The 25,257-nt window shown below is 32.7% G+C and carries 28 protein-coding genes; 2 read left to right on the top strand and 26 right to left on the bottom strand.

Features of this window, described 5'->3' with window-relative positions; all coding sequences use genetic code 11:
* The 3 genes from HMPREF1984_RS00200 to HMPREF1984_RS10835 all read right to left on the bottom strand — a co-directional run.
* On the bottom strand, window positions 1-1,790 hold a 1,790-nt coding region (locus tag HMPREF1984_RS00200), incomplete at its 3' end, for a S8 family serine peptidase (protein ID WP_021765834.1).
* A 45-nt stretch (window positions 1,791-1,835) separates the two neighbouring features.
* Window positions 1,836-2,240 carry a polymer-forming cytoskeletal protein gene (locus tag HMPREF1984_RS00195; RefSeq protein ID WP_036099193.1) on the bottom strand — a complete coding sequence of 135 codons (405 nt, stop codon included), beginning with the start codon at window positions 2,238-2,240 and terminating at the stop codon, window positions 1,836-1,838.
* On the bottom strand, window positions 2,204-3,106 hold the full coding sequence (locus HMPREF1984_RS10835) for a M23 family metallopeptidase (protein WP_021765832.1): 903 nt from the start codon (window positions 3,104-3,106) through the stop codon (window positions 2,204-2,206). Before HMPREF1984_RS10835 ends, HMPREF1984_RS00195 begins: the two co-directional genes overlap by 37 nt.
* A 250-nt stretch (window positions 3,107-3,356) precedes the next feature.
* Here HMPREF1984_RS10835 and HMPREF1984_RS00185 point away from each other — a divergent pair, with 250 nt between their 5' ends.
* Window positions 3,357-3,929: a biotin transporter BioY gene (locus tag HMPREF1984_RS00185; protein WP_021765831.1), complete on the top strand. Its 573-nt coding sequence runs from the start codon at window positions 3,357-3,359 to the stop codon at window positions 3,927-3,929.
* A 311-nt stretch (window positions 3,930-4,240) separates the two neighbouring features.
* Here HMPREF1984_RS00185 and glpK read toward each other — a convergent pair whose 3' ends face one another.
* The 17 genes from glpK to HMPREF1984_RS00100 all read right to left on the bottom strand — a co-directional run bounded on the left by glpK (window position 4,241) and on the right by HMPREF1984_RS00100 (window position 20,877).
* Entirely contained in the window at window positions 4,241-5,755 is a 1,515-nt protein-coding gene (gene glpK / locus HMPREF1984_RS00180; protein WP_021765830.1) for a glycerol kinase GlpK, read from the bottom strand.
* Window positions 5,756-5,834: 79 nt separating this feature from the next.
* Entirely contained in the window at window positions 5,835-6,986 is a 1,152-nt protein-coding gene (gene nagA, locus HMPREF1984_RS00175; protein ID WP_021765829.1) for an N-acetylglucosamine-6-phosphate deacetylase, read from the bottom strand.
* A 12-nt stretch (window positions 6,987-6,998) separates the two neighbouring features.
* Window positions 6,999-7,838 (bottom strand): glucosamine-6-phosphate deaminase, encoded by an 840-nt coding sequence (gene nagB / locus HMPREF1984_RS00170; protein WP_021765828.1) that lies wholly within the window; start codon window positions 7,836-7,838, stop codon window positions 6,999-7,001.
* 237 nt (window positions 7,839-8,075) lie between these two features.
* Window positions 8,076-9,320 carry an aminopeptidase gene (locus tag HMPREF1984_RS00165; RefSeq protein WP_036099190.1) on the bottom strand — a complete coding sequence of 415 codons (1,245 nt, stop codon included), beginning with the start codon at window positions 9,318-9,320 and terminating at the stop codon, window positions 8,076-8,078.
* A 48-nt stretch (window positions 9,321-9,368) separates the two neighbouring features.
* Complete coding sequence (locus tag HMPREF1984_RS00160; protein WP_036099188.1) at window positions 9,369-9,827, bottom strand: YhcH/YjgK/YiaL family protein; 459 nt, start codon at window positions 9,825-9,827, stop codon at window positions 9,369-9,371.
* Window positions 9,828-9,881: 54 nt separating this feature from the next.
* Window positions 9,882-10,574: an N-acetylmannosamine-6-phosphate 2-epimerase gene (locus HMPREF1984_RS00155; RefSeq protein WP_036099187.1), complete on the bottom strand. Its 693-nt coding sequence runs from the start codon at window positions 10,572-10,574 to the stop codon at window positions 9,882-9,884.
* A gap of 32 nt (window positions 10,575-10,606) precedes the next feature.
* Complete coding sequence (locus HMPREF1984_RS00150; protein WP_021765824.1) at window positions 10,607-11,428, bottom strand: MurR/RpiR family transcriptional regulator; 822 nt, start codon at window positions 11,426-11,428, stop codon at window positions 10,607-10,609.
* Window positions 11,429-11,535: 107 nt separating this feature from the next.
* Window positions 11,536-12,450: a dihydrodipicolinate synthase family protein gene (locus HMPREF1984_RS00145; protein WP_021765823.1), complete on the bottom strand. Its 915-nt coding sequence runs from the start codon at window positions 12,448-12,450 to the stop codon at window positions 11,536-11,538.
* Window positions 12,451-12,517: 67 nt separating this feature from the next.
* Window positions 12,518-13,417, bottom strand: coding sequence for an ROK family protein (locus HMPREF1984_RS00140; protein WP_021765822.1), 900 nt, complete (start codon window positions 13,415-13,417; stop codon window positions 12,518-12,520).
* On the bottom strand, window positions 13,417-13,713 hold the full coding sequence (locus HMPREF1984_RS00135; RefSeq protein WP_021765821.1) for a hypothetical protein: 297 nt from the start codon (window positions 13,711-13,713) through the stop codon (window positions 13,417-13,419). The genes HMPREF1984_RS00140 and HMPREF1984_RS00135 overlap by 1 nt, the downstream gene beginning before the upstream one ends.
* Before the next feature lie 4 nt (window positions 13,714-13,717).
* Entirely contained in the window at window positions 13,718-14,554 is an 837-nt protein-coding gene (locus HMPREF1984_RS00130) for a carbohydrate ABC transporter permease (protein WP_021765820.1), read from the bottom strand.
* A gap of 11 nt (window positions 14,555-14,565) precedes the next feature.
* Complete coding sequence (locus HMPREF1984_RS00125) at window positions 14,566-15,468, bottom strand: carbohydrate ABC transporter permease (protein ID WP_036099182.1); 903 nt, start codon at window positions 15,466-15,468, stop codon at window positions 14,566-14,568.
* A 192-nt stretch (window positions 15,469-15,660) separates the two neighbouring features.
* Complete coding sequence (locus HMPREF1984_RS00120; RefSeq protein ID WP_021765818.1) at window positions 15,661-16,986, bottom strand: ABC transporter substrate-binding protein; 1,326 nt, start codon at window positions 16,984-16,986, stop codon at window positions 15,661-15,663.
* Window positions 16,987-17,249: 263 nt separating this feature from the next.
* Window positions 17,250-17,567: a thioredoxin gene (trxA, locus tag HMPREF1984_RS00115; RefSeq protein ID WP_021765817.1), complete on the bottom strand. Its 318-nt coding sequence runs from the start codon at window positions 17,565-17,567 to the stop codon at window positions 17,250-17,252.
* An 80-nt stretch (window positions 17,568-17,647) separates the two neighbouring features.
* Complete coding sequence (locus tag HMPREF1984_RS00110) at window positions 17,648-18,325, bottom strand: N-glycosylase/DNA lyase (protein WP_021765816.1); 678 nt, start codon at window positions 18,323-18,325, stop codon at window positions 17,648-17,650.
* A gap of 54 nt (window positions 18,326-18,379) precedes the next feature.
* Window positions 18,380-19,255: an alpha/beta hydrolase fold domain-containing protein gene (locus tag HMPREF1984_RS00105; protein WP_021765815.1), complete on the bottom strand. Its 876-nt coding sequence runs from the start codon at window positions 19,253-19,255 to the stop codon at window positions 18,380-18,382.
* Between the two features lie 86 nt (window positions 19,256-19,341).
* The gene (locus HMPREF1984_RS00100; protein ID WP_036099179.1) at window positions 19,342-20,877 is read right to left on the bottom strand and encodes a YifB family Mg chelatase-like AAA ATPase; all 1,536 of its coding nucleotides are present in this window, start codon (window positions 20,875-20,877) and stop codon (window positions 19,342-19,344) included.
* A gap of 178 nt (window positions 20,878-21,055) precedes the next feature.
* On the opposite strand from HMPREF1984_RS00100, the gene HMPREF1984_RS00095 reads away from it, so the two are divergent.
* Window positions 21,056-21,412, top strand: a complete 357-nt coding sequence (locus HMPREF1984_RS00095) for an MliC family protein (protein ID WP_021765813.1) — start codon at window positions 21,056-21,058, stop codon at window positions 21,410-21,412.
* Between the two features lie 195 nt (window positions 21,413-21,607).
* On the opposite strand, the gene HMPREF1984_RS00090 is transcribed toward HMPREF1984_RS00095, so the two are convergent.
* The 6 genes from HMPREF1984_RS00090 to HMPREF1984_RS00065 all read right to left on the bottom strand — a co-directional run bounded on the left by HMPREF1984_RS00090 (window position 21,608) and on the right by HMPREF1984_RS00065 (window position 25,210).
* Entirely contained in the window at window positions 21,608-21,871 is a 264-nt protein-coding gene (locus tag HMPREF1984_RS00090) for a hypothetical protein (protein ID WP_036099178.1), read from the bottom strand.
* A 34-nt stretch (window positions 21,872-21,905) separates the two neighbouring features.
* Window positions 21,906-22,310, bottom strand: coding sequence for a transcription antitermination factor NusB (gene nusB, locus HMPREF1984_RS00085; RefSeq protein WP_021765811.1), 405 nt, complete (start codon window positions 22,308-22,310; stop codon window positions 21,906-21,908).
* Entirely contained in the window at window positions 22,310-22,936 is a 627-nt protein-coding gene (gene amaP / locus HMPREF1984_RS00080) for an alkaline shock response membrane anchor protein AmaP (RefSeq protein ID WP_021765810.1), read from the bottom strand. Before amaP ends, nusB begins: the two co-directional genes overlap by 1 nt.
* A 12-nt stretch (window positions 22,937-22,948) precedes the next feature.
* Entirely contained in the window at window positions 22,949-23,356 is a 408-nt protein-coding gene (locus HMPREF1984_RS00075) for an Asp23/Gls24 family envelope stress response protein (RefSeq protein WP_021765809.1), read from the bottom strand.
* Between the two features lie 30 nt (window positions 23,357-23,386).
* Complete coding sequence (gene accC / locus HMPREF1984_RS00070; protein ID WP_036099176.1) at window positions 23,387-24,742, bottom strand: acetyl-CoA carboxylase biotin carboxylase subunit; 1,356 nt, start codon at window positions 24,740-24,742, stop codon at window positions 23,387-23,389.
* A 66-nt stretch (window positions 24,743-24,808) separates the two neighbouring features.
* Window positions 24,809-25,210 carry a biotin/lipoyl-containing protein gene (locus HMPREF1984_RS00065; RefSeq protein WP_036099174.1) on the bottom strand — a complete coding sequence of 134 codons (402 nt, stop codon included), beginning with the start codon at window positions 25,208-25,210 and terminating at the stop codon, window positions 24,809-24,811.
* Window positions 25,211-25,257 lie beyond the last annotated feature (47 nt).

Raw genomic sequence — 25,257 nt, 5'->3', positions numbered from 1 at the left:
TCTGATACATACTCTTCTACATTTTTTCTGCTTAAAGTTGCATTTATACCATTTTCTGTTGCTTCAACATCTCCTTTAAGCATTTCTGCTGTTTCAACATTTGCAACATTTCCTTCTATTTCATTGTCAGAAGTTATTTTTGCCTCTGTTCCTTTAGCAGTAACATATTGAGCCACTCCGTCCTTTTCTGACTTAAGTTCGATTGTAGAACCACCTAATGCCACTTTTCCTTTTACATGCACGCTTGCATTGGAATTTAAAGTAGTTTTAGCATTTTCAGAAGCAGTATAGTTTCCTCCTACTGTTACGTTGCTTCCTTCCACTTCAAAGTTTCCGCCTTCATTTTGTACATCATTTTGAATATTAACATTTGCAGCCGCCACAAGGTTTCCTTTAACTATTCTTGTTGAACTTGAGTTGTAAGTAACTCCTTTTATTACAAGGTTACCATCATTTATTGTTGTATTTCCTGTATAAGTTAAGTTTCCTGTAAATTTCAAAGTCCCTGCTCCATTTTTTATAAATCCTGCATCTCCTGAAATATTATTTGAGAATGTATAAGTTCCCGATGGTACATTTGCTTCAACATTATTTCCAAGTGCAAGTCTCTTATCAAATAATGCAGGTCCGTTTAATGCTTTTCCAATATTTAAAAGTCCCCATCCAAAATCTTCATCTACACCTTTTTTACCTATATCTGTTGCTGTAGATAAAATTGTCTGTCTTATAAGATCTCCTGTCATCCAAGGATATTTTTCCTTTATAAGTGCCGCTGTTCCTGCTACTATCGGTGCCGCAAATGAAGAACCGTTCATAGTGTAAGTTCCTCTCAGACCATTAACCTTTGACTGTACTGTTATTCCTGAAACCACTGATACTGACCAGTTTTTAGCAACTCCTGCCCCGTTTAATCTTTGCAGATCTTCCCAGTTAGTACTTCCAGGATTTATAGGGCTATCTTTTGCCAATCCGACAACGTTAATCCATCCTTTTTCCAATTCATTGTATAAATAAGGAAGTCCTCCCTCTAATGAAGGATTTGATTTGAAACTTTCATTTCCTGCTGCCCATATAAATAGTGCTCCATTATTTACAGCTGTCTGATAAAATCCTAGTATATCTTCTGTTGAACTACCATTATTTATCTGATATTTTGCTGAACTTCTGTTAAAACCTGTTACTTCAGTAGAAACTCCAAAAGACTGGTTAAATATTCTTACACCTTTAGTATTGTACAGATATTGGTATGCCGAAAGACTTGGATCCGGATAATTCTTTCCATCTTTTAATTTTGTAATATCAACACCTATAATTTTAACTCCTTTAGCTGTTCCTGATGTTGAGCTTCCTGCAACCTGTGCAACTGTTATTCCATGGTGCTGATCATTTGTAGCCAGACCATAAGTTGTTACTTTTTCAAGTCTTGATCCAAATTCCGATGTTATTATATTCTGTAAATCACTGTCTGTTGTTGCAAATCCCATATCAAGAACACCGATACTTACACCTGAACCTGTCTGTGTGACAGACGAAGTTTTATTATGCGGATTTGCACTGTTGTATGAAAAAGTAGTGTCATTCCATTTTATATGTCCGTTTAAATCCAATGCCGATTCTACCGTAGGTGTTGAAGGTGTTGTCGGCGTTGTTACTGTTGGTGTTGTTGGCACTGGCGTTGTTGGAGTTGGTGCTGATGTTGATCCTCCACCACCTCCACCGCCTCCTCCACAGCTAAGCAGTGTCAGAAATAATGTTACCAATAAAATATTTTGCTTCCTTGTTTTTTTCATAATTTCTCGCTTCCTTTCAAAATCACCTTAAAAATTTTCATTAAACTATTCTTCCGAATTATCATTATAGGATATTTCCATTGTTTCCTTCTTCAATTTCTTATTTCCTTCAAATATTCCACCTTCCTGTATTACAAATACAGTAGAAAATATGTTTGCAAAAACTTTACCTTTTTCTCCAATTTCAACTTTATCAGCCACTATTTCTCCGGATACCTCTCCATCAATAAAAACTGTTTTAGCTTCAATATTTCCAGAAATTTTTCCAGTTTCAGTAATATGAACCAAATCCTGTGCCTTTATGTCGCCTTCCAGCACTCCTTCAATCTGGATCATATAGGCAGCTTCAATAATTCCTTTTATGTATGTTTCAGGAGCAATTACATTTACACTGTCTGCTGATGATACAGTTTTTAATTCTTTCCCATTACTGTTAGAAAATATTCCCATTGAACACTCCTTTCTTTTTCAAATAATATATTAAATTGTTTCTCATTCCAGTCAATAAAATTTTTTGGATCTATCGGCGTACCATTATATCTTATTTCATAATGGAGATGCGGTCCCGTTGAACTTCCTGAATTTCCCCCTTCTGCCAGAAGCTTTCCTTTTCCTACAATCTCTCCAGCCTGAACATGTAATTTGCTTAAATGTCCATAAAGTGTCTGAAAACCATACATATGGTCAACAATAACTGTATTCCCATAACCACCTCTTACTCCTGCAAAACTTACCCTTCCTATTGCAGGGGAAAATACACCATCACCAATATTTACCCTCAGATCTATTCCATGATGTTCTTTTTTTGCACCACTTATGGGATGTACCCTTACTCCAAAAGGACTTGTCACATAAAGTTCCCTTTTCAAAGGACTTCCACTTGGAATTATACTCAGCATAAGTTTTTTCTTATCATCAGGTAAATCATTAATATTTGCCAGAGTAAGATTTTTAAGGTCTTTTACTTCAGCCGCTTTTCTTTTCTGTTCTTCCTCATATTTTTTACCTGAATTTATGATGTCCTTATTTTTGCTGAGATATACTTGAAATTCCTTGTATTTGAAGGATAGGAAAACTATGACTAGTGACATTACTGTGAATATTGCAAATAAAAAAAAATTTATACTTTTTCTTTTTCTTTTTTTTCTGTTCTCACTTTCTTTTGTGTGAATTACTAATTCCTTAAGATTTCTGTTTATTTTTTCTTTTTTTTCATTTACAGACTTCCCTTTGTTTATTTTTTCCTGTAATTCTAAAATTTTCTGTTGTTTCAAATTAGAAAAAATTTTTATTTTTTTATTTTCATTTTTTTCCATAATTCAAATTTAACTAAACAGCTAACTCCTTTATAAGTTTATTTTATTATACTACATTTCTTATTAATAATCCATATGTTTTTATATGAAAACATATATATTATTTTAAATTATTTAATAATTTCCATTTATCCTTTATTATCAACTATTCCCAATAAAAAACGCTTGTTTTTAAATTTGACTTTTAATGCTTTTTTGGTTATACTTATACTGTAAATATTGCTTACACAAATTAATCAGGAGGTATAAAATGAATCAGAATTTATTGATTAACAATTTAATCAAAGCTGAAAACAAAAATCAGGAACTGTTAAAAAATATTCTGCTTGTACTAAGCGGAACTATATTTTTAGCTTTAATGTCTCAACTGTCTATTACATTACCATTTACGCCTGTACCTATAACTGGACAGACATTTGCAGTAATGTTTATTGGACTTGTTTACGGTAGAAAACTAGGTTCTGCCACTGTTCTTTCATATATTGCGGCAGGTTCTGCAGGACTTCCAGTTTTTGCAGGATTCTCAGGAGGATTAACATTCTTCACTCCATCAGGAGGATATATAATAGGATTCTTCTTTGCAGTACTTGTTTGTGGATATTTTGCAGACAAAGGATGGACAAAATCTCCAGTTAAGTTAATTTCTTTGCTGATAGTGGCTCATGCAGTGCTATATTTCTTTGGACTTTTACAACTTAGTGTATTTCTTCCAAATAAAAATGTATTTGCAATAGGTCTATATCCTTTTATTGCCGGTGATGTTATTAAAATGATGATTCTTTCAGCATTATTACCTACAGCTTGGAAGTTTTTTAAAAAATAATACTAGAAAATAGATAAAATGGGGTATCTCAAAAAAATTGAAGCCTAATCTAAAAGAGAACATCTCAAAAAAATAATGCGAAAAACTATATTTTTGGATTATTTAAAATTTTACAATGTAAAACAGAAAATGAATTTAGGAAAAGTCATCTGTCTGAGCCTTTAGGCAAGTTTTTGACTTTTCCTTAATGAATGACTGTTTTATATAAGTAAAATTTTAGCAAATGAAAAAAATATAGTTTTTTTATATATTATATTTAATTTTTATTATTTTGAGACAACCCCTTTTATATTTGTGACAGTCTTTTTTTACTATTCTTCCCAATTTTTAGCTTTTTCTACAGCTTTATGCCAACCTTTAAAATATTTTTCACGTAAACTTTCTTCAAGTTCTGAATGAAATTCCCTATTTAATTTCCAGTTTTTCTTTATATCTTCCCTATTATCCCAGAACCCTGTTGCAAGTCCAGCAAGATATGCCGCTCCCAATGCTGTAGTTTCTATAATTTCAGGTCTCAATACATTTTTATTCAGTATATCAGCCTGAAACTGCATTAAAAAATTATTTGCAGAAGCTCCGCCATCCACCTTTAAAGATTTTATCTGAATTCCTGAATCTTCTTCCATTGCCTTTATCAGATCCTTCGACTGATAGGCAATGGATTCAAGTGCAGCCCTTATAATATGGTTTCTGTTAGCTCCTCTTGTAAGTCCTGTTATAGTCCCTCTGGCATACATATCCCAATAGGGTGAGCCAAGTCCTGTAAAGGCTGGAACAAGATAAACTCCGCCGTTATCTTCTACTTTCCCTGCAAAATATTCTGTATCTGCAGCATCTGAAAATAATTTCATTTCATCCCTTAACCACTGAACTACTGCTCCTCCAACAAATATACTTCCTTCCAGGGCATATTCAATTTTTCCGTCTATTCCTATGGCAATTGTAGTCAGAAGGCCATTATTTGATTTAATGAACCTATCTCCTGTATTCATTAACATAAAACAGCCTGTTCCATATGTATTTTTTATTTCTCCACTGTTAAAACAGGCCTGACCAAACAATGCCGCCTGCTGATCTCCGGCAATTCCTGAAATAGGAACTTTTGTCCCTTCCTCTTCCCCCATAGTTACTCCCATTTTTGTTTCACCATAGATTTCACTGGAATTTTTCACAGCTGGAAGCATACCTTCAGGAATACCAAGTAAATCCAATATTTTTTTATCCCACTCCAGAGTTTTTATATTATACATCATTGTCCGCGAAGCATTTGTATAGTCAGTCACATGTACTTTTCCGGCTGTTAATTTCCATACGAGCCATGTGTCAACTGTTCCAAATAACAGTTCACCTTTTTCAGCCTTTTCTTTTGCTCCATCAACATTGTCAAGTATCCATTTTATTTTAGTAGCAGAAAAGTAAGCATCTATTATGAGACCTGTATTTTCCTTTATATATTCTTCAAACCCTTTAGTTTTAAGTTCTTCACATATTTCTGCTGTTCTTCTGCACTGCCAGACAATTGCATTGTATACAGGTTCTCCTGTATTTTTATCCCATACTATCGTTGTTTCCCTCTGATTTGTAATCCCGATAGCAGCAACATTTTTAAGGGAAATACCAGATCTTGCAATAACTTCTGTAAGAACAGACCTCTGACTGGACCATATTTCTAATGGATTATGTTCCACCCATCCAGGTTTTGGATATATTTGTGTAAGTTCTTTCTGGGCAGTTGAAACAATATTCATATTCTTATCAAAAATAATAGCTCTCGAACTTGTTGTTCCCTGATCCAGTGCTATGATATATTTTTTATCTTCTACCATTATTGCCTCCTCCCGTTTATTTGCACACTTTCTAATAACATAACTTTGTCTTTACGCTATTCCTTTTACTGAAAATAGTTTAATTATACTCAGTCAAATTACCTTTGGCAACAGTTCCTTTTACTTTATAGTCCTTATCAAAATATGTCAAATCAGCTATATATCCTTCTTTTATATATCCGTATCTATCATTTACAGATACTGCCTTTGCTGGGTATGAAGTAGCCATTCTTAAAGCTTCTTCCTGAGATACATTTACATATTCCACAAGATTTTTTACACCTTCACTCATTACTAATGCTGATCCTCCCAATGTTCCTGAAGGTGAAATACATTTACCATTTTCATATAGCACACGATTTCCTTCAAACATGAACTCCTTCATATCTGTTGTTCCTGCCGGACTTACTGCATCAGTTACAAGATACAGTCTTTCCTTTAATATTTTCTTTGCTATTTCTACTGCAGGAAATTCCATATGAAATCCGTCAACTATAATTCCACAGTTTGTAGTATCGTTGTTGAAAAGGAATCCTATTACACCTGGTTTTCTCGATTCCAATGGACTCATTGCATTATATAAATGTGTTGCACAGTTAAAATACTCTTTCTTTTCCATACATTCTTCATAAGTGGCATTTGAATGTCCTACTGCGATGTTAATCCCTGCATTTTTCAAAGTTTTCAAATGATTAACTTCAGCCTTTTCAGGTGCTATTGTTATTATTTTAGTTACTTCAGGCCCTGCATCTGCTATTTTCTTTATCATTTCATCAGAAAGTACTCTTATATATTCAGGACGGTGTATCCCCTTCTTTTCCACACTTATATAAGGTCCTTCAATATGAAGTCCTAGAACTCCTATTTCTTCCTTATCCTTGTTAGCTTTTATTAATTCAAGAGCCTTTTCTATTTTTTCGTCAGGAGATGTTATAAGCGTTGGTAAAAATGAAGTACATCCAAACTTTTTATTTGTTTCATTCATTATTTTAAGGGCTTCCATTGAAATATCATCATTGAAAAGTACTCCTCCGCAACCATTTATCTGAAGATCAATAAACCCTGGAGACAATACCATTCCATTTATGTCTATAACTTCATTTCCATTGATTTCATCCTGTGTAAGTTCACTTGATTTCAATACTTTTTTTATTAATTTTCCCTCAGTAATCACTGCATTTTCTTCAATGAACTTTTCACCGTCGAAAATTTTTGCATTTTTTATAATCATTTTTTTACCTCTCTATTGTTTATTTTTTAAATCTATTAGTTTTTTTCTGTACTCATCCAAATCAAGATTTTCAGCTTCTATTTCCTTAAAATATCTGTATGTTTTAACTTTTATGTCTGAAACTGCTGTTTCATCAATTACAAGAAGTGCCCTTCTATGAAGCTGCAATGCAGAAACTGTCCACAGATGATTCACTCCACCTTCTATTGCATGATATACAGCTCTTGCTTTCTTATATCCTTCAGCAAGTATAATAATTTCTTTCGAATCCATCAATGTTCCTACTCCAATAGTAAGTGCAAGTTTCGGAACTTTATTTATATCGTTGTCGAAAAATCTTGAATTTGCTAAAATCGTGTCATAAGTCAGTTCTTTATCTCTTGTTCTGGAAGCTAATGAAGATCCCGGCTCATTAAAGGCAATGTGACCATCTTCACCTATTCCACCTAAAAATAAGTCTATTCCACCAACAGCTTTTATTTTATCCTCGTATCTCTGACATTCTGCTTCAATATCTTCTGCAAGTCCGTCAAGTATATTTATATTTTCTGCTTTAATATCTATGTGTTTAAAGAAATTTTCATGCATAAAATAGTGATAACTCTGTTCATGTTCAGGTGCCAGTCCTACATATTCATCCATATTAAACGTTATTACATTTTCAAATGAAATTACTCCTTCCTTATTAAGATTAATAAGCTCCTTATATGTTTCAATTGGTGTAGATCCTGTTGGCAACCCCAATACAAAAGGTTTATCAGGTGTAGGATTAAACCTCAGTATTTTTTTTGCTATCTGATAAGCACTCCATTTTCCTATTTCCTTTTTATCCTTTAAAATTATTACTCTCACTTTTTTCTTACCTCCTGATTTATAGTTATTTCCATAATGTTTTTTTATTTTTTTTAATTATTGGATTTTTTTTTCATTTCTTACTTAAATAATAACTTATTTTTCCAAAAAAAACAATAGATATAAGTAAAAAAATTGTTCCAAAAGATAAAATACAAGTAAAATCCATAAAAAATATATTTTTATTTCATATTCCCAATTTTTCTTCTGAAACAATTTATATAAAATTATTTAATATTAGAATGCCCAGTTTCCTTTTCTAAATACAGGCTCCCTAGTTCCATCTTCATTTATTCCGTCTATATCCATTTCAGCATCCCCAATCATAAAGTCCACATGAGAAATTGAGCTGTTTACATGTGCCTTGTCAAGCTCTTCTTCACTCATATTTGAACCATTTACAACATTTGTAGGATACGCTGCTCCTAAAGCCAGATGGTTTGCCGCATTTTCATCAAATAAAGTTTCATAATAAAGCAGCCCTGAATTTGATATTGGCGAATCATTTGGAACAAGTGCAACTTCTCCTATTCTTCCTGATCCTTCATCTGTTTCAATCAGCTGTTTTAATATATCGTAACCTTTTTCTGCTTCAAAATCCACAACTTTTCCGTCTTTAAAAGTAAGTTTGAAACCATCAATTATATTTCCCTGATAAGACAGAGGCTTTTTATTGGAAACATATCCGTCCACTCTGTATTTATCTCCTGCAGTAAATATTTCCTCTGTCGGCATGTTAGGCATAAAATCTGCACCTTTTTCATTTTTACTTCCTGCCGCTATCCATACGTGATTTTCAGGAAGTCCGACAACAAGGTCTGTCCCTTCCGCCTTGTAGTGAAGTGCCTTATAGGCTTTCTTATTAAGGTAATCTGCCTTTTCAGTTAATCTTCTGCTATGTTCCTTCCATGCTTCCACCGGATCTTTTTCATTAACTCTTATTGTTTCCAGTATTGCATCAAGAAGTTTTGCCTGTGCCTTTTCAACATCGCTTTCTTCAGGGAATACAAGTTTTGCCCATTCAGGTGAAGGGTAACTTACAATAGTCCATGAATTTATGTCATTCATTACACGTGAACGGTAATATTTCAAAGCTTCTCCTCTATTTTTAGCATATGCTCCAAGTTTTTCCGCATCAATCCCTGAAAATAATTCAGGAGAGCTGCTTAAAATATGGATAAAAACTACATTATTATCTAAATAATCATTCATTTCATCTACAGTCCATTTCGGAATAGTTGAATATTCTTCAGTTGACTGGTATTCTGCATGCATACGTCTTAATTTATCATCGGCAAGTTTTACATTTACATTACTTGCTCCCGCTTTATATGCCTTTTCTGTTACTTTATAAACAAGCGGCAATGAATCTGTTGTACAGTTTATCCAGACTTTCTGCCCCTTCTGAACATTCGCTCCTATTTTTATAATTACTTCAGCAAATTTATCCAGTTTTTCTTCAAAATTTTCTACATATTTCATTTGTTTTCCTACCTTTCCTGTTTTATTATAAAAATAGTATATCACAAATTATAAAAGATTTACATCTATTTTAAATACTACTTTTTTTGCTGGTTCAGACTTTTCAACCTGTAATCCCGGCATGTGTACATCTTCAGGATAGAATACAAGTACATCTCCTGCCTTTAACAGTACTCTGAACAGTTCAGGACCTTTATGTTTAAGAAAATCATTTTCAACAATTCTTTCTATTTCTTCAAGGTTATGGATATTATTAAATGCGATATATTCCTGTCCTTCAAGCATTATCTGAACATCAAGGTATTTAAGATGGCTTTCCCATCCTCCCTGTTCTTCCGATTTAGTATTATAATGATCTATATTCATTTTTATTTCTGTTCCCGGAATCTCATATTTCCCAGGTTCATATGACTTCAAATCATTTTCTTTTGTAAATTTTATACATTCATATATTTTTTTTGCAAGACTTTTATTTTGTAAATCATCATTTAAATTTGTAAAAATCATATTTTTCCTCTCTCTGTATCCATTTCTCATGTTATACAATATATTTAAATTTTATTATTTCATTCCATTGACAAATCTCTGGGCAATTTCAAGAGGTCTTGTTATTGCACCACCTACTACTACTGCATAAGCTCCTAATTCAAGCATTTTTTTAGCCTGCTTAGGTTCATGTATTTTCCCTTCAGCTATTACAGGGATAGATAAATTTTTTACTAATTTTTCCATAAGAGCGAAATCAGGTCCATCAGATTTTTCACTGTATGGAGTATATCCGCTAAGAGTAGTTCCTACAAAGTCAACTCCTGCCTTTTCAGCATTTACTCCTTCTTCAAATGTTGAAATATCTGCCATAAGTAAAATTTCCGGATATTTTTCCTTTATCTGTTTAATAAATTCATTTATTGTTTTCCCGTCCACTCTTTCCCTTAAAGTACAGTCTAAAGCCACTATATCTGCTCCTGCTTCCATAAGTTCATCTATTTCCTTCATGGTAACAGTTATATGCTGTGGAAATCCTTCGTATACTTTTTTTATAAGTCCTATTACAGGTAAATTAACCTTTTCCTTTATTCCTTTTACATCAAGCACACCATTTGTTCTTATTCCTGCTGCTCCCGCCTGTTCTGCAGCTAAAGCCATAAGTGGCATAAAACTTCCATTTTCTATATACAGAGGTTCTCCAGGTAATGCCTGGCAGGAAACTATTAATTTTCCTTTTATTTTTTTCAGTATTTCTTCTTTGTTCATTTCTATCCCCTTCACCTAGTAGTTTTTATTCCCTATTTAACCCCGCTATTTTTCCTTACTACAGCTTCTGCCGTATTATGTTTCATCTTCAGTGATTCATCTTTATTCTGGAGTGCATATCCCGTACACAGCACATCTATTATGTATAACTGGGACATTTTTGCAATCAGTGATCCTCCATCAATAAGAGTTTCCCTTCCGGCAGTCAGAAGAACATGGTTTGCCATCTGTGCCGCAGCTGATAAAATATGATTTGTAATTACTATTATTTTACTTTTATTCTTTTTAGCCACTGTTAATGTTTCCAAAATATCAGGTGTCTCTCCTGAAAGAGTTACTGCTATTACTACATCATTTTTCCCTGTAACTGCGGCACTCATTACCTGAAAATGGGTATCCGTATATGACAGTGCTATTTTTCCAAATCTTAGAAGCTTATTCTGAAGCTCCTGTACAGCCAATCCCGAAGATCCTACTCCATACAGAAACAGTCTTTCTGCCTTTGCAATCAAGTTTATTGATTTATCAAGCTGTTTTCTGTCAATAAGCAGCTTCGTATTTGCAATTGTATTGTTTATATTTGCCTCGATATTGTCTATATAATCTTCATAAGTAGTTTCAATCATAGGAAAATCTTCCTTGGCAATATTTATTTTTAAATCCTGAAATCCATTAAACCCTATCTTTTTTACAAATCTTACTATGGTTGCTTCACCTACGTTGATTTTTCTTCCTATTTCCTGAAGTGACTGATAACTTATTTTCCCCTTTTCTTCAAGTATATAGTCAGCCACCTTCTTTTCCTGTTTGCTCAAAGAGGGATAAAATGACTCTATAATATTAATATATTTCATATAGTGTCCTCCTTCATAAATTTAGTTATATCCCTGTTTTCCTCAAATTATTCATTTTATAAATGGAACATGAGGACATGACATAAGCCCCCATTAACCATTTATTCTTATTTTACCCTTTCAATAAGATCTTCTATTGTCTTATTTAATTTTTGAAGTTTTTCTTTTACTGCTTCATCAGTTATAGGAAGCATAGGCAATCTTGGAACTCCTGTTTCAACCCCTCTTAAATGAAGGATATACTTACACGCTCCATACAATGATCCTACAGAAAGTAGACCTTTTATAATTTCATTTACTTCATTTTGTAATTCTCTTGCTTTATTAATTTCCTGATTATTCATGTATTCATTAAGTTTCATAAACAGTTCAGGCATAACTCCATATGTTCCTCCAATTCCAGCATCTGCTCCTATAGCCCTTCCTGCTACAAACTGTTCATCCGGACCATTAAATACTAGGAAGTCTTTTCCTCCCACTGCTTTAAACTGCTGTAATTCAAATGTACTTTCTGATGAACATTTTATACCTATTACTTTTTCCTGTTTTGCCATTTCTTCAAATAAGCTTATTGGCAAGTTAAATCCTGTTGTTTGTGGAATATGATAGATTATGAACGGTAAATCTGTACTGTCTATCATCGCCTGCCAATGTGCCTTTACTGATGCAGGTGATAATCTATAATATACTGCAGGTATTGATGATACTGCATCTACTCCCATTTTTGCCGCATGCTGTGCCAATCTTACACTTTCAGGTGTAGAATTTGCTCCAACATGAACTATAATTGTAAGTTCTTTTCCTACTTCTTCCATTACAGCTTCAACTACCTGTTTTCTTTCTTCTTCACTCTGAAGGACACCTTCTCCGGAACTTCCTCCAACATACAGTCCTTTTACTTTTTTATCTGCATAGTATCTCGCAAGTTTTTTTACTCTTTCCTTGTCTACATTTCCATTGTCATCATAGGCTGAATACATTGCCATAAAAATTCCTTTAAATTTTTCCAGATCTACTCTCATAATTCTGTCCTTTCATTTATTAGTCTATATTTAGTTTTATTTTTTATATTATCATATATTTTTCATTTTATCCATTTTTATTTAAAAAATTATACAATGCACCGAGAAGTCCTGCCTGATTTCCCTGCTGTGCCAGTTCTATACGTGTTTTTCTGAACATATCACTTATCATGCCGTCATTTACTTCTTTTCTTATTTTTTCTTCAAGATACTCCTTCTGAGCCGTTATTCCTCCTCCAATAACAATAACTTCAGGATTAAGAAGATACATTATATTTCTTATTCCAACAGAAAGATTTGATATTATTTCATTTATTGCCGCTACGCAGATTTCATCTCCTTTTTTTGCAAGCTCAAATATATCAACTCCTGTTATTGCATCAGTTATTCCTTCTTTTTCTCTTTTTTCCTTCCGGACCTTTTCCACAAGATACCTGCTCGAAGCTATATTCTGAATATGGTTCCCATTTACATCCATATAACCTATTTCTCCTGCAGTATAGCCAATTCCATTCAGAAGTTTCCCATCTAAAATTACAGAACCACCTATTCCTGTACCTATTGTCAGACACACCATGGATTTAGAACCTTTTCCGGCTCCTTTCCAGTATTCTCCAAGACCTGCACAGTTCACATCATTTTCAACTTCACATGGAAGTGAGAATTCCTTTTCCAGTTCCTTTTTTATTTCGGTTCCTGTATATTTTGGAATCGTAGGACCTGCAAAAACTATCTTTCCTTTTTCAGGATCGACTACACCTGCGGTTGATACACAAATTCCTTTTATCTCATATTTCTTATATTCATCAAGAATATTTCTTACAAGCTTTTTCACATCTGAAAGTATAAAATTTTCTTTTTCTGTAACTTTAGTCGAAATTGTTCCATCTATGAATATTTCTCCTTTTTCACTTAGAACACCATATTTTATTGAAGTTCCTCCTATATCTACGCAGATATAATACATTATTTCACTTCCAATCTCTTTTTCAACTTTCTTATGATAAAAATTATAAAATTATACATTACACTTGCAAATACCACCGGCATATAATTAAAATACATTGCATATCCCATATTAGGAAGACCTAGTTTAAAGCCTATCAGAAGAAGCATTGCACTGATTGCATTAACTATAAGTGGTGGAATATAAAGTTTTGTAAACACTCTGTTTAAGAGAGAAGTTACTATTATGGAACCTGCCATAAACCAAATTCCGTAGTAAAACCATCCTATTATCATTACCTTAATATTTTCCAGCACGATTCTATCCTTTCACTGCTCCCATTGTTACACCTTGAGTAAAGTAGTTCTGGAACATCAGGAATACTAATATCATAGGTAGTGAAGCCAGTAATGCCCCTGCCATAAGCAGTCCATAGTTCAATGAAAATTCAGCACTTTGAGCCATTGCCGCAACCCCTAAAGGTAAAGTTTTCATTGCTTCACTGTTTGTAAATATCAACTGTGAAAAATAATCATTCCAGCTGGCAATAAATGTGAAAATTGCCAATGCACCTATACCAGGTTTTATAATAGGAAGTACTATGCTTATAAATGTTTTCAGCTCATTACATCCATCTATTCTTGCTGACTCCAGAAGTTCATTTGGAACAGAATGTGAAAACTGCTTCATCAGAAATACTCCAAAAGGCCATCCAACAGCTGGTAATACAAGAGCTTTATATGTATCTATCCATCCCAGTTCTGTAATAAATTTTAAAAGCGGTATAAGTATAACCTGTTTTGGCAGTGCCATTGCCGCAACAAATACTATAAATATAATTCCTGCACCTGGAAATTTTTTCTTTGCCAGAGCATAACCTGCCAGTGATGCTGTAGTACATACTAATATAGTTGTTGAAAGAGCTATTATCACTGAGTTAAGGAACCATCTTAAAGTTAATGGTACTAACAGTTTGTCAAAGTTTTCCAATGTAGGTTTTAACGGGAACCATTCAGGTGGTATGCTTATTGCAACTTCCTGTATTTTAAATGCCCCTGTCGCAATCCAGTAAAAAGGAAATATAAAAAATATTGTCAATATTATTAATATAGTCATTGAAACGATTGAAAACACCGATATCTTTTTATTATTTTTCATTTTTCCTCCTCCTAGTCTATGTCTTTTGATAAAAATTTAAACTGTAATATTGAAATTATTCCGATTATTATAGCAAGAATAATTCCCATTGCCGATGATACTCCAAATCTTCCTTCCGCTATTGCTGTCTGATAAACAAGATACATTACAGTGGAAGTTGTATAGTTTGGTCCCCCATGAGTAAGAAGCTGTATCAGTGCGAAAATCTGGAAGCTGTTTATTGTTGTAACAACTACTATATATAACGTTGTAGGCATTATCAGAGGCCATGTTACATTTTTAAATGCCTGCCACTTATTTGCACCATCTATTTCAGAAGCCTCTATAAGATCCTTTGGTACATTTCCTAAAGCTGCAACATACAATATAATTGGCTGTCCTACACTTGTAGTTATAAGAATTGCTATAATTGCAAATATTGCTGTTTTAGGATTCCCAAGCCAGTCAACAGGCCCTGATATAACATGCATTTTCTGGAAAACATAATTTAATATCCCAAATTTTGGATGGTAAATCCAGTTCCATACAACTGTTATGGAAACTACCGAAGATATTGCCGGGATGTAGAAAATTCCTCTAAAAAATGATCTGACAACAGCATTTTTTTCATATATGACATATGCTACAAATATTGAAAATACAACTACTATCGGTAATGCAACAAATGTTATGAACACTGTATTCCATGCAGATTTTAAAAATATATCATTTTGAAATAAATTTATATAATGTTTAAAACCTACAAAACTTATATGACGTCCCCTGAATCTGTAGAGGGACAGATGTATTCCCTTTAGCATGGGATATAAGACAAAACTTAAAAAAAAGACCATTACAGGCAATATAAATAAATACGCGCTGTAATCTACTTTTTTCCAGTTCCATTTATACTTATCAATGGCTTTTTCCTTCATAGCCGTTTTCCTCCATCTCTTTCTCAATCTTTCAAAATCCATCTAATTTTTCATATTTTCTAAAATATTTCAATTGAAATGAGGGCTTTTAACAGCCCTCATCTTTCCATTTCAATTTCTTCAAATATGTTATTGTTATTTCAAAAATATTCTTTTATTTAAAATGAAGTCTGAAAATAAATTTCTATTTAATTATTTAGCATCCTGTATTGTTTTGTTTGCATCAGTAACAAATTTATCTAATCCTTCTTTAGGTTGAACTTGTCCGTTAAGAATAGATTGAACCATGTTAAACCATAATGGTCTCATTTGGATAAATCCGTCTATTGTGTTGTAGTATGGTCCATAGAATCCTACTAATGATTCAAGATATTTTATTTCAGCATCATCACCATATAATCCTGTTTTTCCTGTAGGTGAGAAGTTGTTTGTTGCTTTTAATGATCTTTCTCCCCATACTGGGTCATTAACTATGAAATCTACAAATTTTTGCGCCGCTGCAACTTTTGCCGGGTCTCCATTATCAAACACTGCTGCTCCTGCAAGAAGGAATTCAAATTTAGCTTGTCCTGATTCGTTAGGGAATGGTAAGTATATTGGTTCTACGTCACCTTTTTCAATAGCTTCCTTATCTTGCCCTTTTAATCCTGGTGAATAAAGTATTGTCATTACAGATTTTCCAGTTCTGAACGCTTCAAGTGCATCTTTTGCTTCAGCTGAAACACCTTTTCCTAATAATCCTTCATCATATGCTTTTTTAATCCAAGTTAAGCTTTTTACACCATTTTCATCATTAATTGTATATTTTGTTATTCCTTCGTCAGTTATCCATGAATTATAAAGGTTTGAAACAAATGCTCTTGGCCCTTGGTCTCCTGCCTGGCTCTTTGTATAGAATAATACAGGGTCGATAGAAGGATCTTTAGCTTTTGCAGCTTTTAAGAATTTTTCAAATTCTTCTACTGTCCAGTTTCTTCCTGGCTTGTTTAAAGGTAATAAATCAGTTATTCCCATTTTGTCAGTAAGTTTTTTGTTAACTGCCATTACAAATGGAGCAGTTCCTAATGGATACAAATAAACTTTATTATCAAAACTGCTTGCTGATAATATTTCTTTTGAATATTTTGAAGTATCTATATCATTGAATGGTGCAAGAACTCCATTTTTCGCCCATGCAATAATTCTTCCTGGCGCATCTATTACTACGTCAGGGTTTGATTTTGCCTGAATAGCTGTTTCTATTTTAGCAGGCCCATCAGTAAACTCAATTTTTTGATATTCAACCTTGATGTTTGGGTTTTTTTCCTCAAACGCTTTAATTAATGCCTTATCATATTCTTCTGGTGTTTTGAATTCACTATCGGAGGTAAAATTTGGGAAAGACCAGTATTTTATTGTAACCTTTTGATTAGGATCCAATTTTGCCGCTTCTTTCTTCTCTCCTCCTCCACCACATGCTGTCAAACCGAAAGCTAGTAATGTTCCGATTAAAATTTTTTTCATAATTTTTTTACTCATTGCAATACCTCCAAAAAAATTTTTATAATTGTTCTCCGTTTTATGTTTAATATATTATACCCTATTTTTTCATTTTGTAAATACATTTTTGAAAAAAAAATCGTTTTTTTTTATTTTTTTTGAAAAAAAAATTCATAATATAAAAAATAAAAATAAGGTTCCCTTATAATTTCTAGATTATATGGAACCTTATTTAAAAAATTATTAATTATTTTTATTATATATTACGAGTGTTTTTTCTAATATTTTTTGGAACTTCTTTATTATAAATATTTATTTACCTTCTGAATAATTTCATCCTTCGTCATAAACCCTGTCAATCTGTCTTCCTGTTTACCATTTTTAAACACAATTATCGTAGGAACACTTCTTATTTCATATTCCACAGCAAGATCTCCTGACTGATCCACATCCACTTTGATTACTTTATAATCTGTTGTTTTTGCCACTTCTTCCAGAACCGGTTTCAGCATCTGGCATGGACCGCACCATATAGCTGAAAAATCTACCAGCGTTATCCTATCTTCCGCCAGCATTTCATTCAGAAAATCTTCACCGTTATAATTTATCAGTTCACCCATTTCCAATCTTCCTCCTATAAATTTCTCAACAAATTCTGTAAAACAGTAAATTCATAGAAATACTGTCCTTATAAGCAAATTTATTTAAATACTTCACCTGCTTCCTTGTACCACAGCACTAAATCCAGTGCATCCATTCCTATCCCTGAAAACTCCGAGTATTCCTTCATTTTTTCTTCTATTTCATAATATTTTTTTACTGTCATCGACTTTGGAACTTCATCTATTACATTTAATTCAGCCAGATTTCTTAAAATATGTCTGTCAAGTATTGCTATTTCTTCTCCAAATCCTAAATTTCTTAGTACGTGATTTGCTTCCTTCATTCCCATACCTTTTATATTTTTAAGAATCCATTCCCTCTTTTCAAATGTATTTCCCTGTCTTGAAAGAATTTTTCTTGGCTGAAGTTCTCCATCTTCAGTCATAAGTTCCCTCAATTCCACAAGATATCTTGATTTATTATTCTTGAACCTTACAATATTCAGATGTTCTGCAATTTCTTCCGCTTCCCCGCTGAAAAGCAGTCCATTTTCTACAAGTGCAGTAATTGCCTGCCATGCATTTTTCGCCTTTGACTGGGGTGTCAGTATACAGAATGCCACTTCTGCAAAAACTTCCCTTTCACTTCCCTTCCACGCTTTTTTGTATCCTTTTATTGCCTTTTCAACATCTTTTTTTATATTTTTATGTATTTTTACTATCTTATCATGTAATTCTTTATTTATTCTTTTTTCCAACGTATTTCCCTTTTTCAAAGTATTTCCTCCTGCTTATCTTCAATATTCAGACTTTTAAAATATTGAAATTCTTTATCTAAGATAAAATTCTCCTATGGCATCCAACGCCTTTCCTGTTTCCTTCAGAGGAGCCAAAATCCAGTCATGGCATAAATTTTTACCTATATATAGTTCCACCACTGTTCCTTTTGCCGTATTAAGCATATCACTTAATTTCATACAGTCAGGATAGAGAACTTCATTTGTTCCAAAAAGGAGCAATATCTCTCCAAGATTATCCATATTTCCATAAATAGGTGAAACAAGTGGAGATTTCAAATCCAGATTTCCGGCATACTGCTTTCCAATTTTTATAAGACTTTGTACCGGTAATAGCGGATCTTTTTTCTCAAATTTTTTTATTTCTTTATTTGTCATTGAAATATCAGGCCATGGAGACATTAATACTGTTTTTTCAGGAAACGGCATTACATTTTTATCTCTTGCTTCCTGAAGAAATGCCAATGCCAGACCTCCACCTGCAGAATCTCCAAAAAAATAAAATTTATCATTTATATTTTTTTGAGTGACAGACTTATATGCCTTCATTAATACCTCATGAGTTTTATCAGCAGTATGCTCAGGTGCCAGGGGATAATCTATAAAAGTTACCTTCAGATTATATTTTTTCACCATTCTTTCAACTATATTCTTGTGGCTTTTTACAGCTCTCATTACATAACCTCCACCATGGAGAAAAATCACATGTCTGTTTAAAGATTTTTCAGTTTTCACAGTTATTACCTGAAATCCATCTATAAATTCCTCTTCTGTAATAAATCCCTTACTGAAATTTTTTCTATTAAAAACATCTGTATTTCTTTCAGGATTTTCCATAGCTTTTTTATTTCCCCTTTTTGCATTTACCAGCTTTGCCACAGGTACTGCCATATCTGATAATAAACTCATCCCTACACAGTTACTGAATTTGCAACTGCTCTCCTTTCACTATTCTATCTTTAGTATTATACCACATTTTATAAAAAACCTTCAATTTAATATTTCTTTCTATAATTTAATGCTTCCAGTAAATGTTCTGTCTTTATATTTTTAGAACCTTCAAGGTCTGCTATTGTCCTCGATACTTTTAAAATCTTATCATAAGCTCTTACTGATAATTTCAGTTCATCAATTGCCCTCTCAAGCACCTTCTTTGTTTCACTGTCTATTTTACAGTATTCTGAAATTTGTTTCCTGCTCATTTTCCCATTCAGAAAATCTTCATTAAATCTTTTTTTCTGAATTTCTCTTGCCTTTATAACCCTCTCCTTAACTGTTTCTGATGATTCTGATTCACATTCACTGAAAATCTCTTCTTTTTTCAATCTTCTCATTTCCACATATAAATCTATCCTGTCCAGCAGAGGCCCTGAAAACTTTTTCTGATAATTTTTTATATCCCTTAAACTGTCCTTACACTGTGGATCATCCTGGAAAAAACCTCCAGGGGTGGGATTTGATGCTGCAATCATTATATTATTTACCGGATAATTTACTATGAGATTTGCTCTTGAAATAGTTACACTCCCGTCTTCCAGAGGCTGTCGCAACGTCTCAAGGGTTCTCGTTCCAAATTCTCCAAGCTCATCCATAAAAAATACACCATTTAATGCCAATGTTATTTCTCCAGCTCTTATTGCTCCTCCAACAAGTGCAGTCTGGGTTGCAGAATGATGTGGTGCTCTGAAAGGTCTTTCGGTAATTACAGGTTTATCAGGTGACAGCATTCCTGAAATACTGTATATTTTAGTAGTTTCTATTATTTCCTTTTCACTCATTTCAGGCAGTATCGTTACAAATCTTTTTGCCAGCATTGATTTCCCCGAACCTGGATCCCCCATCAGAAATATGTTATGACCTCCTGCCGCAGCTATTTCCATTGCCCTTTTAGCTAAAAACTGCCCCTTCACATCAGAAAAATCAACCACATTTTTTTCTTCTCTATTCTTTTTACTTTTCTCATTCTTTTTTAAATTCATTTTTTCCTTCATACTTTTGTGTAATTCATCTAAACTGATTTTTCCATTTAAAAAACTTACCGCTTCTTCTATTCTCGACACAGGAACTATTTCCACTCCTGAAATAAGGCACGCTTCATCATAATTTTCATATGGAATTATTACTCCTCTTATTCCTTTTTCTTTTGCAAGGATTGTTGCATTTATAGCACCTTTTACAGACTTAACCTCTCCATTTAGTGATATTTCCCCTAATATCAGATAATTTTTAAAGTTTTCTATATTTCTTATTTTCCCTATATTTGACAATATTCCTAAAAAAATTCCCAAGTCAAAGCTGCTTCCTTTTTTCTTTATGTCAGCAGGTGAAAGATTAACAAGAACTCTTTTCACTGGAAAGTCAAGTCCTATATTCTTAAAACAGCTTCTTATTCTCTCTTTACTTTCAAGTATTGCAAGGTCTCCCATTCCTACAATATTAAAAACTGGCAGCCCATTTGAAATATCTGTTTCTATTTCCACAATATATGATTCTATCCCCAAATAACCACAACTATATACACTTATAGCCATATTTTCCCCCATTCATTTTTATTTTAATTTTACATTAATCATTATACTGTAACATTTTTAACTATCTTTTTCAACTGTTTTTTTTTATTCAATTAAAAGCCAGTACAAAGTAGTTTTTAAGTTTGAAGTGATATATTCTTATCGAAGAAAAAAAACTAAGGAAGAGAGATGAGAAAAAATGAAAGCATTAAAAAAATCTATGTTAATTTTATCTGTAATGACAGTGATAGGAGGGTTAGGATTTTCTGCAACAGCTAAAAACACAAGAAAAAGAGTCGTAAAAAAACCTGTTATGAAAAAAGTTGTAACTGAAAGTTACACTTGTGGTGCTGATACTATAAAAGTTTCATATCCTACAACTAAAACTGCTAGAGTTGTTGATGGTTCAGGTAAAGTATACAACTTAAGATCTGCAACTTCTGCAAGTGGTGCTAGATATACATCAAAAGGAGGCAACATAGAATTTTTTACAAGTGGACATGATGCCCTATTTACAGGACCTTCAGGTATCGAAACTTCATGTGTAAAAAAATAGGTGAAACAAACTCTAAATAGTTTAATAATAAAATAATCTCTAAAATTTATCATATATCAGAATTTCTGTTTCCAGAGTAAAAATATTTCTGGAAACAGATTTTTTTATACTAAAAGAAAAAACATGACTAAAAACTATTAAAGTCTTTAAAGTCATGCTTTTTTATTAAATATTTAGTTATTATAGACTATTTTCCTATTCTTCCTCATCATCGGAATCAGAATTTTTATCTATTTTCACCGGTCTTATACTACCAATTATAAAGATAAGGCTAAGTATCCACTGTACTATTGATCCTACCGTAAATCCAAACAGATCATAAACCCATGAAATAATTCTAGGAACTGTTATACTTCCTGATAATGTTCCGCTCTGATAAGCAATAAAATAAAATGTTGTTGCCGCAAACCACACTATTCCGATTAATAAACTTTGCCAAGATATATGAAGTTTCTTCATTTTAAATTTTCTCCTTTCAGATTTCTCTTTAATACTAGGCATTATTTTGTTTTACAAGTTTTGCCAATATTCCATTTAAAAATTCTTTTGTGTCATCGTAAGAATATTTTTTAGCCAGCTCAACTGCTTCATTTATAGCTATTTCATATCCTACTTTTTTTATTATAATTTCATAAAAGGATATTTTCAGAAGAACTTTTTCAAGTGTTCCTAGTCTTTCATATGTCCATCCGTCAAGTATTTCCTTTATTTTTTCCACAAGAATATCTTCATTTGCAATTATATCATTAACATAAGATGTTAAAAATTCAATATGTTCTTCTTTTTTTATCTTATTTTCCTTAATTGTTTCTTCTATTCTCTTTTCTACATTATTATCAGTCAGTTCCTTTTCAAAAAGGAGTTTAAAAATTTCTTCCCGAATTTCTCTACGTGTCATTAATTTTCTCCTTCTTCTTGAACGGAATTTTTTTCCTCTAAAACTGTTTCAGAAATATTTTCCTTAACATTTACAGGCTCTTCAATTATTTTTTTCTCAACAATTGTTTCACCTAATACTTTTTTCAGATTTACCTTGCTTTTCTTAACAGTAATTCCTGTAGAATTAAATACATGCTCAGAAAGCTTTTCCTGTATTTTTGTCAACTTATCCTTTAAATTATCCACATTGTATGTATCAACAACTGCTTCAATAACTACTGCTTTTCCACTAGGATAAGATTTTATCTTGGAATTTTTTATAATTTCCTGTGAAGCAAGAAAATCTTTTGCAACTTCATTTATTGTTTTTATAGTAACTTCTATTTCCCCACTTTTATTTTTAACTTTTCTATTATTAGAATATTTAGTAAGTTTATTTATGTAGGATAGAAGAAATATTACAAGATAGATAATTGCCATAAGTCCAAGAACTATTTTTACTTTTGTACTTCCAAGGTCAACCATGCTATCCACCATTGTTAAATAATTTGTTCTCATTAGCAAATCTGATATACTGGCAAAAGCCACTCCGACAAATCCAAGTATAACAGATAATCTAGCGAGAAGACCTAATAAAGCTATCATAAATCACTCCTTTTATTTTTCTTCAGCAACATTATTGTTTTCAGGTAATTTTTTAGGTTGTGCTTCCTGTTCAGGAACATCTTTTACAACCTTCTGGATAAATACATTTACCTCCTGAACCTTTAATCCTGTCATTTCAGTTATTGCTTTAACTACTTTTGTCTGAATTTCACCTGCCAGAGCTGGAAGCTGATATCCTAATTTTGCAATGATGTACAAATCAAGTGTACATTCTGTTTCTCCAACTTCTACTTCTATTCCTTTTCCTCCACCTGAAGATACACTTTGAAAAAATTTAGTTATTTCATTTTTTGAAGAACTTCCAACTAAACTGTGTACCCCGTCAATTTCAGTTATTACAGATTCTGCAATTGTTGCTACAACTTCCTGTGATATACTTACATTTCCTAATTCATTCATGCTGTTACCTCCTAATTTGCTTTCTTATTTTTATTTATTTAAAGTATCCTTAAAATGTGTTTCTATAAAGTTTGTGTATATTGTTCCCTTTTTAAAGTCTTCATTGTCAAGAACTCTTAAATGGAAAGGAATTGTTGTATCTACCCCTTCAATCAGAAATTCCTTTAAAGCCCTTTTCATTCTCTGAATAGCTTCTTCCCTTGTTTTTCCCTTTACTATAAGCTTGGCTATCATTGAATCGTAGTATGGTGGAATATCATAATTCTGGTAAGAATGCGAATCCACTCTTACTCCTATTCCTCCTGACGGTATATATTTTTCAAGAGTTCCGCTTGAAGGAAGGAATCCATTTTCTGAATCTTCAGCATTTATTCTGCATTCAATTGCATGACCAGTTATACTTATATCCTTTTGAGTAAAACTTAATTTTTCCCCTGCTGCAACTCTAATTTGTTCTTTAACTAGGTCAACTCCTGTGATTTCTTCACTTATTGTATGCTCAACCTGTATTCTTGTATTCATTTCCATAAAATAGAAATTCATATTTTTATCAACAAGGAATTCCAAGGTTCCAACACTGTCGTATCCTATTCCCTTTGTAAGTTTTGCTGCAAATTTTCCCATTTTTTCTCTTGTTTTTGCATCTATTCCTGCAGACGGAGCTTCTTCTATCAGTTTCTGATGTCTTCTCTGAATGGAACAGTCCCTTTCTCCAAGGTGAACTGCATTTCCAAACTTATCTCCTATAACCTGTATTTCAACGTGTCTTGGTTCTTCAACATATTTTTCAATATATACATCAGGATTTCCAAAAGCCGCTTTTGCTTCATTCTGTGCCGCAATATAGTTTTCTACAAGTTCTTTTTCATCGTGGGCAATTCTCATTCCTTTTCCACCACCACCAGCAGTAGCTTTTATCATAACAGGATAAGTTATCCATTTTGCAACCTTCTTAGCTTCTTCAACATTAGGAACTATACCATCTGATCCTTTTGTTATAGGTACTTTATGCTTGATTGCAGTTTCCCTTGCTGTTGCCTTGTCTCCCATCATATTTATAAGTTCAGGACTAGGCCCTATAAATACTATATTATTTTGTGCACATATTTTTGCAAAAGATGCATTTTCTGATAAAAATCCATATCCTGGATGTATTGCTTCACTTTTTGTAATAAGTGCCGCTGAAATTATATTAGGTATTTTCAAATATGAGTCTGCACTGCTTGCAGAACCTATACAGATTGCTTCATCTGCCAATGTTACATGTAAGGAATCCTTATCAGCTTCTGAATAGACAGCAACTGTCGCTATTCCAAGTTCTCTTGCCGCTCTTATAATTCTTACTGCTATTTCCCCTCTATTTGCTATCAATATTTTTTTAAACATGAATCCTCCCAAACTTTTCTTCATCTTTTAAAATAATTTATATTTTTACATTTTGATTTAAATTTTTTACAGTACTTCAATTATAAATAAAGGCTTTGCAAAGTCAACCGCCGCCTGATCTGACACTAAAATTTCCTTTAAAACACCATCTACAGGTGACTTTACATCTGTTTCAACACCTATGGTAGTTATTTTACCTAATTTCATTCCTTTATGTACTGGCATACCCTTTTCAAGATTTGCAAGTTTTATTTCACCAACATTCTGTGATTTTACAACTTCTTCTTTTACAGTATCAATTTTTTGCTCTTCTTTTTTTTCAGCTTTAATTTCTGTCCTTATATTTTCTACATGAGGTTCTTCAGAATTTTTTATAGTAAGTTTTACTTTTCCATATCTTACTTTTATTTCATGCATTTCTTCCTTTTTCAACACTTTCATTAATTCTTTAATATCTCTAAGTTCCATCTGTCCTCCTTCGAGTTTCATCAATCTTTTATTCTATTAATTTTACC

Origin of the sequence: Leptotrichia sp. oral taxon 215 str. W9775 (assembly GCF_000469505.1) — a bacterium.
Classification (GTDB): Bacteria; Fusobacteriota; Fusobacteriia; order Fusobacteriales; family Leptotrichiaceae; genus Leptotrichia_A.
Note: the sequence above shows the minus strand (reverse complement) of the source record. Positions and strands in the feature narration are given on the sequence as shown.